13 protein-coding genes are annotated in these 13,252 nt (G+C 63.2%); 4 read left to right on the forward strand and 9 right to left on the reverse strand.

The window, feature by feature from the left end; all coding sequences use genetic code 11:
• Nucleotides 1-63: 63 nt before the first annotated feature.
• Both U1738_RS19840 and U1738_RS19845 read right to left on the reverse strand, forming a co-directional pair.
• Complete coding sequence (locus U1738_RS19840; protein ID WP_332790762.1) at nucleotides 64-534, reverse strand: acyl-CoA thioesterase; 471 nt, start codon at nucleotides 532-534, stop codon at nucleotides 64-66.
• Entirely contained in the window at nucleotides 531-1,037 is a 507-nt protein-coding gene (locus U1738_RS19845) for an Mpo1 family 2-hydroxy fatty acid dioxygenase (protein ID WP_332790763.1), read from the reverse strand. Before U1738_RS19845 ends, U1738_RS19840 begins: the two co-directional genes overlap by 4 nt.
• 95 nt (nucleotides 1,038-1,132) lie before the next feature.
• Here U1738_RS19845 and U1738_RS19850 point away from each other — a divergent pair, with 95 nt between their 5' ends.
• Complete coding sequence (locus U1738_RS19850; RefSeq protein WP_332790764.1) at nucleotides 1,133-1,801, forward strand: Crp/Fnr family transcriptional regulator; 669 nt, start codon at nucleotides 1,133-1,135, stop codon at nucleotides 1,799-1,801.
• 851 nt (nucleotides 1,802-2,652) lie between these two features.
• Here U1738_RS19850 and U1738_RS19855 read toward each other — a convergent pair.
• Complete coding sequence (locus U1738_RS19855; RefSeq protein WP_332790765.1) at nucleotides 2,653-3,360, reverse strand: alpha/beta fold hydrolase; 708 nt, start codon at nucleotides 3,358-3,360, stop codon at nucleotides 2,653-2,655.
• Between the two features lie 106 nt (nucleotides 3,361-3,466).
• On the reverse strand, nucleotides 3,467-4,414 hold the full coding sequence (locus tag U1738_RS19860; RefSeq protein ID WP_332790766.1) for a LysR substrate-binding domain-containing protein: 948 nt from the start codon (nucleotides 4,412-4,414) through the stop codon (nucleotides 3,467-3,469).
• Nucleotides 4,415-4,594: 180 nt separating this feature from the next.
• Here U1738_RS19860 and U1738_RS19865 point away from each other — a divergent pair, with 180 nt between their 5' ends.
• From U1738_RS19865 to U1738_RS19875, 3 genes are all read left to right on the forward strand, one after another.
• On the forward strand, nucleotides 4,595-5,380 hold the full coding sequence (locus U1738_RS19865) for a coniferyl-alcohol dehydrogenase (RefSeq protein WP_332790767.1): 786 nt from the start codon (nucleotides 4,595-4,597) through the stop codon (nucleotides 5,378-5,380).
• A 62-nt stretch (nucleotides 5,381-5,442) separates the two neighbouring features.
• Nucleotides 5,443-8,013 carry a TonB-dependent receptor gene (locus tag U1738_RS19870; protein ID WP_332790768.1) on the forward strand — a complete coding sequence of 857 codons (2,571 nt, stop codon included), beginning with the start codon at nucleotides 5,443-5,445 and terminating at the stop codon, nucleotides 8,011-8,013.
• A 3-nt stretch (nucleotides 8,014-8,016) separates the two neighbouring features.
• Nucleotides 8,017-9,126, forward strand: a complete 1,110-nt coding sequence (locus U1738_RS19875; RefSeq protein ID WP_332790769.1) for a hypothetical protein — start codon at nucleotides 8,017-8,019, stop codon at nucleotides 9,124-9,126.
• Here U1738_RS19875 and U1738_RS19880 read toward each other — a convergent pair.
• From U1738_RS19880 to U1738_RS19900, 5 genes are read right to left on the reverse strand one after another with little or no spacing between them, the layout of a single operon-like run.
• Nucleotides 9,069-9,857, reverse strand: a complete 789-nt coding sequence (locus U1738_RS19880) for an IclR family transcriptional regulator (RefSeq protein WP_332790770.1) — start codon at nucleotides 9,855-9,857, stop codon at nucleotides 9,069-9,071. The genes U1738_RS19875 and U1738_RS19880 overlap by 58 nt on opposite strands.
• A 37-nt stretch (nucleotides 9,858-9,894) precedes the next feature.
• Nucleotides 9,895-10,323, reverse strand: a complete 429-nt coding sequence (locus tag U1738_RS19885; protein ID WP_332790771.1) for a nuclear transport factor 2 family protein — start codon at nucleotides 10,321-10,323, stop codon at nucleotides 9,895-9,897.
• Nucleotides 10,320-11,174, reverse strand: coding sequence for a class III extradiol dioxygenase subunit beta (locus U1738_RS19890; protein WP_332790772.1), 855 nt, complete (start codon nucleotides 11,172-11,174; stop codon nucleotides 10,320-10,322). The genes U1738_RS19885 and U1738_RS19890 overlap by 4 nt, the downstream gene beginning before the upstream one ends.
• Nucleotide 11,175: 1 nt before the next feature.
• Nucleotides 11,176-11,595, reverse strand: coding sequence for a protocatechuate 4,5-dioxygenase subunit alpha (gene ligA / locus U1738_RS19895; protein WP_332790773.1), 420 nt, complete (start codon nucleotides 11,593-11,595; stop codon nucleotides 11,176-11,178).
• Between the two features lie 13 nt (nucleotides 11,596-11,608).
• Nucleotides 11,609-13,078 carry an aldehyde dehydrogenase gene (locus tag U1738_RS19900; protein ID WP_332790774.1) on the reverse strand — a complete coding sequence of 490 codons (1,470 nt, stop codon included), beginning with the start codon at nucleotides 13,076-13,078 and terminating at the stop codon, nucleotides 11,609-11,611.
• Nucleotides 13,079-13,252: the final 174 nt, after the last annotated feature.

Here is a 13,252-nt window from a genome sequence, read left to right on the forward strand (position 1 = left end):
TTTATTCACATCGCGCGTCGTTGCATACGGCAGGCGTACCTTTGGCCTCTTCGCTTTTGTCCTTCAGGCGCCAATCGCACGGCGCCGATCAATCTCGCGGCTGAAGCCATCCGAGACCCGCACGGGTAGGAACCTGTCAGCTACGTCGATCGCAAGCCGTGATGGACGCAGAGTGGAAGAATCGAGACAGCACCAAGTACTGGTGACGCTCGCTACGACGTCCACACCTCGCTCGAACACCGTGTCGAAGAACACGCGTGCGCCACGTATGCTCCGCGTGACGACCCGAGCGACCACAGTATCACCGAGCAGAGCAGGGCGGAGATATGAGATCTCATGCCTCGTGGCGACCCAAAGATGGGCAGCGACCGCGCCTTCCGGCGCAACGCTAGTCCAGTAGTCGACGACCGCATCCTGCACCCAGCGCAGGTATACGGCGTTGTTGACGTGACCCATATGGTCAATATCTTCGGCACGAATAGAGACAGCGTGTAGAAATACGCCCTTCGGCCGATCTAGCGCAATGCTCGTCATAGCGTATTCCGACGTGTCGCCGAACGTGCCACCTCTGCCCTAACCTCGTCTCGGAAACCAAGGGAGAAGGCAATCTCAGCGACCACGAACAATGGGCCGATGATTAGACCAATTACATCGTCGATAAACGCCGGTTTCCGCCGTTCATAGAAATGCCCCAGGAACTGGAGCGCCCAGCCGACGACGAACAGCGAAACGCTCGCCGACAGCCAAGCCAGGGTCGAATGTCCGGCGACGAAATTGCCAAGGAGTACGCAGAGGCCGAGCAATATCGCCATTACCACGCCGAATCTCACGTCCAGTCTAAGGTAGAACAACGCTGCCGCCCCCGCCGCCGCTGCCGCCGGGGATAGGGAAAGGCCAAACAACTCGAAGGCGGGACGCGAAAGCAGGATGACCACGGCCAGCACGATCAGCGGTATACCCACCATGTGCGTCAGTATGTTACGGCGGTCACGGTGATACGCCGCATACTTCGCAAGACTCTCAACCAACGGTGTCATGTCATAGTTCTCCCCGTCCGTCTCTGCCACGTTCCGCGCCGACAAGCTGTCGGCTGCGCGACAGTGTAAGCGCGATGAAACCACCAGCAGTCCCAATGCCCGACTTGCCCACGGGCGATTGGATCGAAACAATCGATCCGGGGCTCCGTAATCACCTGCGGACCGTTGGAAGGCACGCGCGCCTCCGGCGCGGTGAGATGCTCTTCACGCAGGGTGCTGAGCCTTGCGGGCTGTATGCCGTGGCAGAAGGCGCGATCGGAATCAGCGTCTCCGACGACAAGGGCCGCCAGCTGGTGCTCACAGTGCTCGAGGCGGGCTCCTGGTTCGGCGAGATCGCAGTAATGGACGGTCAGCGGCGCACGCACGACGCGCGTGCGATCCGCCCCTCCACGATCTTGCGAATTCCGCATGACCGGCTGCTTTCGTTCCTGGACGAAAATCCACGATGCTGGCGCGATATCGGACGGCTGTTAGCACAGAAGCTGCGGCTCTCGTTCGTTTCTACTCAGATTCTAGCCCTGCTGCCCGCGAAGCAGCGCCTCGCCACCCGGCTGCTGCTGATGGCCAACGGCTACGAAGGTGCTAGTCGCCCCATCCGCAACCTTGCCCTTTCGCAGGAAGTGCTCGCCGCGATGCTCTCAATGTCGAGGCAAACGGTCAACTCGGTTCTCGGGGAGCTTGAGTCGACCGGCGCGATCACGCTGCGACAGGGTGGACTTGTCATTCGCGACATGTCGCTCCTCAGGACCGCAGCGGAAGGTTGACCGAACTCTTTGCCGGGACCATCGCGGTGCCGAGCCAAGCGCCGGCGAGCGTGACATGTTTTGGACCGTTCGTGCGCCGCCAAAATCGACGATTCGATTCCGTTGGAATGTGACCTACCGGATTAGCCCTCCGCACACATACTGCGCGCCGCCCGATCGTCCCAACCATGACGTTGATCTTCGCCATGCCTTCGGCAACGTCATCGCCATCTAGGCGGATGAGGGACTATGCAAGATTGCTCCTCCACCTTGAATATCAGCGCAGAGCGCCCGTTGGGCCGCCCACTGCATAAGTTGCCAAGCTTGACGTAGGTCTGCCTGAATACGCCGGACTGAACGGCGACGAGAGGCCGCAACGCAGTGGTTCACCCTTAGATATGCGAAAAGCCGTAGGCTCATCGCTGGCCACCAGAGCCCTAGGCTCTTTGCCGATCGATCATCCCCGCGCCGTCCGGCTTCGTGCGGCTCTGCCTATCCAAAACGTGAGCGCCTAGCAGCGGGCGAGGTCTTAGGTACATCACGCTCGGGAGGGAAAGAACCGTATGAAAATGGCGGTCAGCTGCGCGCCTTTTGTATTAGTGAGCGCCTCCCAACCGAACACTATTTAAATTAGGACTGGCAGGGGCGAAGCAAGGAGGAGCAGATTGACGTCTTCAAGGCCGCGGCGCCGATACACGATTCGCGCTGCAGGACCGGGGATTCATCACCGCGAGGGGGTGAGCCCTACAGCTCGATCGAGCTGGTGCTGCCCTGGTACCGCGTGCTCAATGCACTTAAAAAAAAGCTGACATGAGCACGCAGTACGTGATCATCGACAGGGCGCGCGCGCAGACGTGTGTGTGTCGCGTGAATCAGGGCGCGGGGGCCGCCATCCACTGGGTCATTGCCCTGGTCACCGCGCCTGGCGCCTCAAGCGGCGCCATATGGCCGCTCTGTGGAAACACGACATAGCGTGCTTGCGGGATGGCAGCGGCGATCATGCGATGACGCTCAGGAGGACTCCAGCCATCGCCATCACCGACTCCGATGAGCACCGGACAGGTTATCGTCTCAAGCAGTTCACTGGCATCGGGCCGCTCGAGCAGAGCGGTGATCTGCGCCCGATGAATTTCTGGCGACATCCGCTCGACCATGGCAAACAGCGCCTCGCGTAGATCGGGCCGAGTGTCGAAATTTGCCGGGAGCACCATCGGTGGCAGCCAACGCGCCGCCAGTGCCGCCATGCCTTCGCTCGCGCTCAGATCGAGCAGAGTCTTTCGGCTTTCCAACTCGCTTTCGACCCTGGCGTGAACGCCCGTATCAAACAACGCCAGCCGGCGAATACGGGTCGGCGACAGGCGCACCATCTCGAGCGCGACACGTGCGCCCATCGAATGGCCCGCGACCGAAATTCGTTCCGGCGACTCCGCCAGGACCGCTTGCGCCATGGCGGTAATGGACGAATGCCTCGTAAGGTCGGGTACGCGCACGTCATATTGAGAACCGAGGGCGGCGATCTGCGGCGCCCAGATCGTCGCGTCGCACAGCAGACCCGGCACCAGATAGAGCGTTTCGCGCATGTCGTGGCCTCCCCATTTTTGCCACCGATATGCGGGCTTTGCTTCCGCGTCTTATGCAGATGTCAGTCGGCGATATGCCCGACCGACATTGGGTCACACGCGCGGGCTAGGGATTTACCAAGGTCACGATGTCGCTGTCTTCCAGCCGGGAAAGCTCCCGGGCGATCTCCGCGAGCAGAATGGTTCCCGCTGCGCCCAGTTGATCGCGGTACATTAGTCCGGCTGGACGATCGTGTGCAGCAAGGCCGATCGGCACAATGCGGAGCATGTCGCGCGCCAAGTCGCCCGCCACCAGAATGCGCGGCATCGCCGTCACGAAATTCCCGCTCAGCAGCAGCTCGCGCATGAAGCCGACCGAACTCGACTGGATCGCATCGTCCGGGATCAGCCCGATCGCTCCAAGCAGCGCGCGGACGTCACGCTCCATGAGCGTGCTCACGGCGGGCAAGACAAGCGGAAAGCGGCGAACGTCGTCTGGCGTCGGCGCGGGCAGGGCGAACAGCGGATGATCGGTCCGCGCGATCAACGAAATCGGCTCCTGATAGAGCACGCGCCGAACGAAATCGTCGGGGATCGCCGGCGTGTAGAGCCGGCCGACGATCACGTCGATCTCACCCTTCGCGAGCGCAGGCAGCAGCTGATCGGTGCGGCCTTCGATCAGTTCGATGCGCAATTGGGCTGATAATCCGCTAGCCGAGGCGAGCACCGCGGGCAGCAAGCCATGCGCCGCCACCGGTAGCGCGCCAACGCGGATCACACGGCGTTGTCGGTCGACGAGCTGACCGAGATCATCCTCCATCTCACGCAGCGTGACCAGCAATTTGCGCGCGCCGGCGGTCATCAGCATGCCGACGTCATTGACGTGCATGCCGCGCGAGTGGCGCTCGAACAGTTCGCCGCCCACCATTTCCTCGACCTCCTGCAAGGTACGGGTCAGCGCCGGCTGGCTGATCATGAGCGCCTGCGACGCGCGCAGGACGCTCTTGTGCTGCTCGATCGCATCGATCACGCGCAGATGTCGAATTTTCAGTCGCTGTTCCAGATATCGGGCCATACCAAGTAGGTACGTCTGGCCTGCACGCGATGTCCATCGCTGTGTGCTAAGCTAGCCCTAGGCGCCTCGTATCCGGTTCAAACATAGCGCTCGTCAGCGAAGGTATTTCTTCGTGCCTCGCCCGCTCGCTACCACAAATCTCAGAAGAACCCCGCAAAGGCGGGGCTGGGAGGATCGGCTATGAATTTGCGCGGCAAGCGTCTGATTGTCACGGGCGTTGCATCGGGTATCGGGCGGGCGACCGCGGCGTTGTTGCGACAGTCGGGTGCGACCGTTATCGGGCTCGATCGAAACGATGCCGCCGACGCCGTCGACGAATTTCATCGGATCGACCTCATTGACCGTGCCTCGATCCGTGCTGCGATTGACACTCTGGACGGGCGATATGACGGTCTTTGCAACATCGCCGGCGTCCCCCCGACCGCGCCTGCCGCGACGGTGCTCGACGTGAACTTCTTCGCGACCCGCGAGCTGACCGAGGGCCTGCTCAACCGGCTGGCACCAGGGGCCTCGATCGTAACGGTCGCCTCGCTCGCCGGGTTCGGCTGGCGCGATCATGTCGACGTCGTGCACGAGGGCCTTTCGCTGCGCGATCCGGCGTCGATCGCGGGCTGGCTCGCGAGCCACGGGATCGAAGGTGCGCCGTCCTATTTCCTGTCGAAAGAACTTGTGATCGCCTGGACGGTCGCGATCGCCGGTGAGATCGCCGCACGGGGCCTGCGCATCAACACGGTCAGCCCGGGGCCCGTCGACACCCCCATCCTCGGCGATTTCATTGAGACTATGGGCGCGCGCGCCGAAGAGGATCTGCGCGTCCTGCGCGCGGGCCGGCCAGACGAGATCGTCGGCATGATCGCCTTCCTCTGCTCCGACCACGCGCGCTGGTGCAATGGCGCGAACTATCCCGTCGATGGCGGTGCCGAGGCGAACATCTTCCGCGGGGCTTTCGCGATCCAACCGAACTGACGGCGATCGGCAACGACCGACGCGATACCGACACAATTGTAAAAAAAAGGGGGAGATTTCTCATGCGCATTATCCATCGGACCGCGACCGGCAAGGCCGAAATGCTTGCCGTTGCCAGCATTATCGCGCTGACTATCTCGGGACATGCCGCCGCGCAGGAAGCCGCGCCCGCGACGCCGGCGCAAGCCACCATTGCAACCGCACCAGCGCCCCAGGACGATGGCGGCCTGCAAGAGATCGTCGTCACCGCGCAAAAGCGGTCGGAGAACGTCCAATCGGTCCCGATCGCGATTTCCGCGTTCACCTCGACCGCGCTGCAGGAGCGCGCGGTCGGCAGCGTGGTTGCGCTGTCGAACCTCGCGCCCAACGTCACGCTCGATGCCGGGTCGCCCTTTTCGGGCTCGTCCTCGGTCCTGGCGGCCTATGCCCGCGGTATCGGATCGAACGACTTCGCGTTCAATATCGATCCCGGCGTCGGCGTCTATCTCGACGGTGTCTATCTCGCGCGCTCGGTTGGCGCGAACCAGGATCTCGGCGACGTCGAGCGGATCGAGATCCTGAAAGGTCCGCAGGGTACGCTTTTCGGGCGCAACACGATCGGCGGCGCGATCTCAATCGTCACGCACGATCCCGGTGACAAGTTTCGTGTCGTTGGCGACCTGACCACCGGCAGCTACCGCCTGCTCCAAGCGCGCGGCACGGTCGACATTCCGTTCACCGACACGCTGCGTTCGTCGATCAGCTTCTCGCTCAAGAAGCGCGACGGCTATTTGAAGCGCCTCCCCTTTCCCGGCTCTGGCAACTACGCCGAGGATCCGATCACTAACTTCCGCGCCGCTGGCTATTATGGTGGCGGGCGCGACACCGAGGGCGGCGACGACACCTGGAGCGTCCGCGGCAAGCTCAAATGGGACAATGGCGGTCCGCTGAGCGTGACGCTGGCGGGCGACTATACCAACGTCGACCAGAGCCAGATCGCCAATAAGGTCATCACCACCACGCCTGCGGTGTTCGCCGGCACCTACAACTGCGCGATTGCCGGGCAGACGACCAATTGCGGCGGCGGGCCACCTTCCCAGGTGTTCGGGTTGCCGCGCGGCGGGCAGACCTCAATCCTCGATCTTGCACCGATCTTCGGCGTCAACACCGATGCTAACCCATTCAACAACCGCCTGCCGTATGACAATCGCTTCATCACGAACGACATCGACACAAGCTACGCCAGCGGCAACAACTTCTCGAAGCTGAAAAGCTATGGCGGCGCTGCCACGATCGCCTACGACCTCGCGGATACGGTGACGTTGAAGTCGATCACCGCGTATCGCGAGCTGCATTTCCTGGCCGGCGTCGACGACGACGGATCGCCGCTCAACTTCTACAATCTGAGCTTCGACATGAACCAGAAGCAGTTCAGCCAAGAGCTGCAGCTGCTTGGCACCGCGCTCGACAAGAAGCTGAACTACGTGCTCGGCGGCTACTATTTCAAGGAATCGGGCAACCTGCACGACTACGTGACCTTCGCCGAGGGCCTGCTCCAGGTCGACGGGCCCAATGCGCTGTTGACCAAGAACTATGCCGCGTTTGGGCAGATCGACTATCGCCCGATCGACCTGATCGGGATCACCGTCGGCGGCCGTTACACGCACGAGGAGAAGACGTTCGAAGGTGCGCAGTCCGACAATAACGGCCTGACCTACAAGGTGCTGAACGTACTCGGCGTGCCGCCGTGCGCCAACATCGCGCAGATATCGGAAGCGTGCCGGATCGCCGCGGGCTTCCCAAATCCCGGCCAGCCGCTACGCTATTACATTGCCGGCGTGAATCGGAAGACGTTCAGCAACTTCTCGCCTAAACTGGGGGTGCAGGTACACCCGACTGACGACATCATGGTCTATGGTTCGTGGTCGAAGGGGTACAAGACCGGCGGCTGGACAACGCGGCTGTCCAACCCACTGCCGTTCGCACCCGACTTCAACGAAGAGAAAGCGACGACCTACGAAGCGGGCGTGAAATCCGAATTGCTCGATCGCCACCTGCAGCTCAACATCGCGGCGTTCACCACCGCGTACAACGGCATCCAGTTGAACTTCCAACAGGGCGTAAGCCCGGTCATCCAGAACGCTGGTAACGCGCGGATCAAGGGGTTCGAGATCGAGGCGGTCGCAGCACCCGTGCGCGGCCTGACGATCAACGCCGCGATCGGCTATCTCGACGCCCGCTACACCTCGGTGCTGGCCGGTGCGATCGTACCTGGCGATGCGACCCAGGCGGGCGTGTTCAAGGGCGCGACCCTGCCCAAGACGCCGCGCTGGAAGATCAACGTGGGGCCACGCTACCAGGTCGTGATCGGCAATGGCGGCAAGATCGTCGCGCTCGCAAGCTGGACGCATTCCACTGGCATCAAGAACGATACCGAGGGCACCTTCCTCCTCAACCGTCCGGTCACCGACGTGTTTGATGCGAGCATCGGCTACACCGATCCGGGCGACCACTGGTCGCTGACCGTCGGCGGCACCAACATCTCGAACGAACGCTATCTCACCACCGGACAGGCACAGATCGCAGGCGGGCTCATCTACGGCACCTACAACCGGCCCGCCGAATGGTCCGCACGCCTCGGGTTCAAGTTCTAGGAGATGGCGACCGCCGCTATCACAGCAGCACCGCGCGCCGGGATTGCGCAGCCCTGGTTGGGGCTGATTGGAATCGTCGTGACGCTCGCCGGATCAATCGCGGTGGTCGTAAGCCTCACCCCCGCGATGATGGGGACGTGGATCACGCTGTGCGTAAGCTGCATCGTGCCACTCCAGTTCCTCGTCGCAGTGATGTGGAAACACGAACACCCGGGCCGCATCGCGCGGCTCGCGCAGCCTTGGCGTGGGTTGGCATATCTCGGGATGTTCGTGGCGTTCGCGGCAATCGTCTCGGGTATCGTACTCGCGCTGTTAGGCGGCTGGATCATGCCGCCGACGCCGTTCCCCAACACCTACGTGATCTATGTGGTGCAGATCACGATGTGCCTGATCGTCGCGTTTCAGGAATGGCCGATGTCATTGACGAGGTTCGGCCCGGTCGGCAGGGGCGTGGGAACGCTCGCGATCAGCTATGGCGTAACCGCCCTGCTTTTCTTCACCCTGTTCAACTTCAGCGATTCGAAGGCCGCACCTTTCTATCACGCGGCGCTCGATCCAAGCGGCATGTTCGTGTCTTGGATTCCTATGACATTCACGATGACGACCGTCGGCGTGCTGCTCACCCTGCTCTATTTTGACTTCCTGCCGCTCAGCCTGATCGCTGCGCGGGTGCCGGCACTTGGCAAACAACCGACGTTCGGGCTTGTGACAATCGTGTTCAGTATGGCGGTCGGGGGCGCGATCTGGTGGGTGGGGACGGTCGCAATCGGGATGGACCGTATCATGTTCCTGGCGCGCATCGACGTCGCATACGTCTTTGGAATCCTGATGATCATCAACATCTTCCAGCTCGCGCCATTCGTCACCCTACCGCAGCCTTGGCGGGGCGTGGTGCTGACGCTCGCCACCTGCGCGATCGCGAGCATCGTCTATCCGATGTACACTTGGATCGCGCAGGTCGCGTTCGGCGGATTGCCGTCGGGCGCGCCCGGCTATCAGCTCGAGTTGTGGATGGCGTCGGCGCTGCTCGCGATCACCTTCCCGATGATCGCGCTCTATTCGGGGACGTTCGGCTTCTGGCCGTTCGCCGTCCGAACCTCCGACGCTAGCTGATCGGTCGCATGCATCAGCAACTCCGTCACGCGCCGGTCCAGAACAGCGTCGAACCGCGCTAGCGGGATCGCAACGCTGATCGCACCCATGAGCTCGCCTCCGACGACGACCGCCCGGCCGATCCCGACGATGCCCATTGTCTGTTCCTCTCGCGTCCGCGCGATCCCGGATGCGCGGGCCAGATTCAAATTGGCGCGCAACGGGCTTTCGTCGGTCAGCGTGTTGGGCGTGAAAGCGGCGCGCCGGCTGTCGCGGAAATAGGCGTCGAGTTCGTCCTTTGGCAGAGCCGCCAAGATCGCCTTACCCGCTGATATAATGTGCAGCGGCGCGCGCCGGCCAATGTCGAAACTGTACCGCAACGCCTGGGTGCCGACCGCGCTAACGACTGCCTCGACCTCGAACTCGCGGCGCACGAAGAATGCGACGGATTCGTTCAGTTGATCGCGGAGCGACTTCGCGACGCCGCCGACGCTGTCGAGGAATTCACCCACCGCCGTCGCGGGCTGCAAACGCTTCAGCGCGGGGCCGGGGGCGTAGCAGCGCCCATCGCGCGCCAGATACCCGCGATCGACGAGCGTCGTCAGCAGGTAGGACAGGCTACTAACCGGGATCGCGAGCGCCACCGATAGCTCGCGCGCCGCCATCGGCCGACGCTGCGCCACCAGAAATTCGAGGATGTCGAGCGTCCGGATGGCCGATTTGACGGATGCGGATGTGCCATCGGTTGCCATGGTCAGCGGCGTAGCGACGCAGCGCGCAACGGTCCAGCTATCGGAAACAAAGCGTGCCGCGCCGTTCGGCAAATCGCCAGCCGGTTTCGGTCAGGACGAAGCGATCGTCGTAGCGCCCGACCAGTGGCGGCACGGCGTCGCGCACAGGCAGGCCGCCATCGGCGTCGATCGCACCGGAGAATAGCAGGATGTTGCTCTCGGCCTGCGCCGTCGTCGTGCTCTCCACTGTTACGACGATATTGGCACAGACGTGGCGGCTCGCGCGCGGCGGGCGCGCCAGGAAGCCCGCGAGCAGCGCAGGCTTGCCGCTGATCGGCGTGTCGGGCGCGCTCGGCCGCGTCATCAGACCATCCTCGGCGTACAGTGCAACCAGTTCGTCCCACCGCCCCGCATCGTTGAGGTGAGCGTAGAGGTTGATCAGGCGCGTGCAGGCCCATTCGATCGCCAGCGTTTCGGTGGGGCTCATGTCGCGGTCTCGCCGACGGGCCTGAGCACAAGATGGCCGGCCGCGGTGTTCGATGCGGGGACATGGTAGAAGCGGTACAGCTCCTCGACATCAGCGCCAAGCGCGCCGCGCATCACAAGCCACATGATCAGCTCGATCCCCTCCGACCCGCTCTCGCGCAGGTAATCGAGATGACCGAGCCGCCGCAGCCGATCGGGATCCGCAACCAGATCAACGAGGAAGGCCTGGTCGAACCGCGCGTTGATCAGTCCGGCGCGCGGCCCCTGCAATTGATGGCTCATCCCACCGGTGCCCCAGATCTGCACGTTCAGATCCTCAGGAAAACTCGCGACGGCGCGCGCGATCGCCTCGCCCAGCCGCCAGCATCGGTCGCCGCTCGGCGGCGGAAACTGCGTGACGTTGACCAGCACGGGGATAACGCGCGCGGGCCATTGCTCGACATCGCCGAACAGCAGCGACATCGGCACGGTCATGCCGTGGTCGACGTCCATGTCGTTCAGGATGGTCATGTCGAATTCGTCGAGGATCAAATTCTGCGCGATATGCGCGGCAAGTTCGGGATGGCTCTCTACCACCGGCACCGGGCGCGGACCCCAGCCTTCGTCGGCGGGGCGATATCGATCCGCGCAACCGATCGCGAAGGTCGGCACAACTTCCAACATCAGGCTGGTGGCGTGGTCGTTGAACACCAGGATCACGACATCGGCCTTCGCGTCCCGGACCCAGTCGCGGCTCCAGTCGTAACCGGCGAAGACCGGCGCCCAATAAGGATCGGCAGTCTTGCCCAGGTCCATCGCGGCGCCCATCGCGGGAACGTGGCTGGTCGCGATTCCGGCGGTGATACGGGCCATGTCAGTGTCCTCCCCGGATCGATCGATTACCCTCGGGCGACCTGCCGCCCGCGACCATCATCGCGCCGTATTCGTCGGCGGTCATTCCGGTCATCGTCCCTACCGCCTTTTGCACGCTCCAGCCGTCCGTGCTGGCGATTTTGACGAGGAAGTAGATGTTGCCGCCGAGCGCGATGAGCGCGTTGAAGTCGCGGTCGCTAACGCCCTGGCGTTGGGCCGGCGTCATGTCGAACTGCGCAAGATATGCCCCCTCGTCCGCCTTGAAGGCAGCGCGGTTGTCCGGCTTCAGCAGCGACATGCAGAAGCGGTGGAGGTGATAGGCCTGGCGCGACCGCGCAGTCGTGAAAATCGTCGTGCCGGGAATGTCGTCGAGGTCGGCAGGATCGAACCCTAGCCGCTCGGTCAGGCTGGCGGCGGTCATGCTGCTGCGCTCGTCATGCGAAATACACCGTTTGGGTCTCGGTATAGGTTTCCAGCCCCTCAATGCCCCCCTCGCGGCCGATGCCGGATTGCTTGAAACCACCGAACGGCATCTCGATGTCGACAATCATCCCGTTAACCGTGACGCTGCCGGTGCGCACTTGGCGCGCGACCGCGAAACCGCGTTCGGGGTCCTGCGTATAGACCGCGCCGTGCAGACCGTAATCGGTGGCGTTAGCCTTAGCGATCATGTCGGCCTCGTCCTCGCAGTCGATGAACGACACCACAGGTCCGAAGATTTCCTCGCGCGCGATCCGCATGTCCATCGTGACGCCGGTGAACACGGTCGGCTCGATGAAGAACCCGTGGTTCAGGCTTGCCGGGCGCCCTCCGCCGAGCACGCATTGGGCACCGTCCTCGCGTCCGGCGGCGATATAGCCTTCGACGCGGTCGCGCTGGCGCGCCAGCGTCAGCGGCCCCATCGTGGTCGCGGTGTCGAACGGATCGCCGAGCCTGGTCCGAGATACCGCATCCACATACGCTTCGACGATCGCGGCCCGGCGTGCGCGAGGCACCAGGATGCGGGTGAGCGAGAAACAGACCTGACCGGTGATCGGCATCGAATAGGGTATCAGGCTCGGCAACACCGCCTCGATCGCGGCGTCGTCAAGAATCATCGCCGCGGATTTGCCGCCGAGTTCGAGGCTGACGCGCGCCAGCCGGTCGGCGCACGCCGATGCGATGGCCTTGCCCGCGACGGTCGACCCGGTGAAGCTGACCTTGTCGATGCCAGGGTGGCGGACAAGGTGATCGCCGACGTCGCGCCCCGCCGGCAGCATGTTGAACACGCCCGGCGGCAATCCGGCGGCGGCGATGCATTCAGCGAGGATGTGCGCATCGATTGGGGTTTCGGGCGAAGGCTTGGCGACGATCGTGCAGCCCGCTGCGAGCCCGGCCGCGACCTTATAGCACAGCAACACCAGCGGTGCGTTCCACGGCGTGATCGCGGCGACCACGCCCACAGGTGCCTTAACGATGCGCGCGTTCCCGCCGCCCGACCGAGTGCGCTCCTCGACGAACGGATACGTAGCGGCGAGATCGCCGTAGAAGTCGAAAAGACCGGGGCACTGTCCCGACGCCTTGCTGGTAAAGCCGATCGTGGCGCCGACCTGACCGGTCCAGGCCTCGGCGAGTTCGGGCAGGCGGTCGCGCAGCAGAGCCGCAACCTCGGTTAGATAGCCCCCTCGTTCGGCCGGCGAGAGGCGCGGCCAAGGCCCATGGTCAAACGCGGTGCGTGCAGCCTCGACCGCCGCGTCGACGTCGTCAATGGTCGCCTCATGGTAACGTAGAAGTATCTGCTCGGTATGCGGCGCCACCACCTCGAGCATCTTGTGCCCCCTGGTCGCTCGCCATCCGCCGCCTATGAAGAGCCCCTCGTCGCCCCGAGCGGCGATACCTTTCAACGTTCTGGCCAGATGCTCCACAGCACTCTCCGTTTCTCATTTGCGAAGTTTTCGTATATATGATGTTATCATGTCTGACTAGGTGTTTGATCCCACGGTTTGATGGTGCGATCCTTTCGTTGGAATGGAAGGAAGCCGTATGGGACAAGTTCGTCATGGGTGCGCCACGACCACGCACGCCGTCCGAGCAGCAAT

The sequence above is a fragment of the Parasphingomonas caseinilytica genome, from assembly GCF_036663755.1.
Classification (GTDB): domain Bacteria; phylum Pseudomonadota; class Alphaproteobacteria; order Sphingomonadales; family Sphingomonadaceae; genus Sphingomonas.

Coding starts and splice junctions, on each gene's coding strand:
- U1738_RS19840 (WP_332790762.1), bottom strand. CDS start 534: ATGACGAGCATTGCGCTAGATCGGCCGAAGGGCGTATTTCTACACGCT.
- U1738_RS19850 (WP_332790764.1), top strand. CDS start 1,133: ATGCCCGACTTGCCCACGGGCGATTGGATCGAAACAATCGATCCGGGG.
- U1738_RS19880 (WP_332790770.1), bottom strand. CDS start 9,857: ATGGCAACCGATGGCACATCCGCATCCGTCAAATCGGCCATCCGGACG.
- U1738_RS19860 (WP_332790766.1), bottom strand. CDS start 4,414: ATGGCCCGATATCTGGAACAGCGACTGAAAATTCGACATCTGCGCGTG.
- U1738_RS19870 (WP_332790768.1), top strand. CDS start 5,443: ATGCGCATTATCCATCGGACCGCGACCGGCAAGGCCGAAATGCTTGCC.
- U1738_RS19885 (WP_332790771.1), bottom strand. CDS start 10,323: ATGAGCCCCACCGAAACGCTGGCGATCGAATGGGCCTGCACGCGCCTG.
- U1738_RS19845 (WP_332790763.1), bottom strand. CDS start 1,037: ATGACACCGTTGGTTGAGAGTCTTGCGAAGTATGCGGCGTATCACCGT.
- U1738_RS19890 (WP_332790772.1), bottom strand. CDS start 11,174: ATGGCCCGTATCACCGCCGGAATCGCGACCAGCCACGTTCCCGCGATG.
- U1738_RS19875 (WP_332790769.1), top strand. CDS start 8,017: ATGGCGACCGCCGCTATCACAGCAGCACCGCGCGCCGGGATTGCGCAG.
- U1738_RS19855 (WP_332790765.1), bottom strand. CDS start 3,360: ATGCGCGAAACGCTCTATCTGGTGCCGGGTCTGCTGTGCGACGCGACG.
- ligA (WP_332790773.1), bottom strand. CDS start 11,595: ATGACCGCCGCCAGCCTGACCGAGCGGCTAGGGTTCGATCCTGCCGAC.
- U1738_RS19865 (WP_332790767.1), top strand. CDS start 4,595: ATGAATTTGCGCGGCAAGCGTCTGATTGTCACGGGCGTTGCATCGGGT.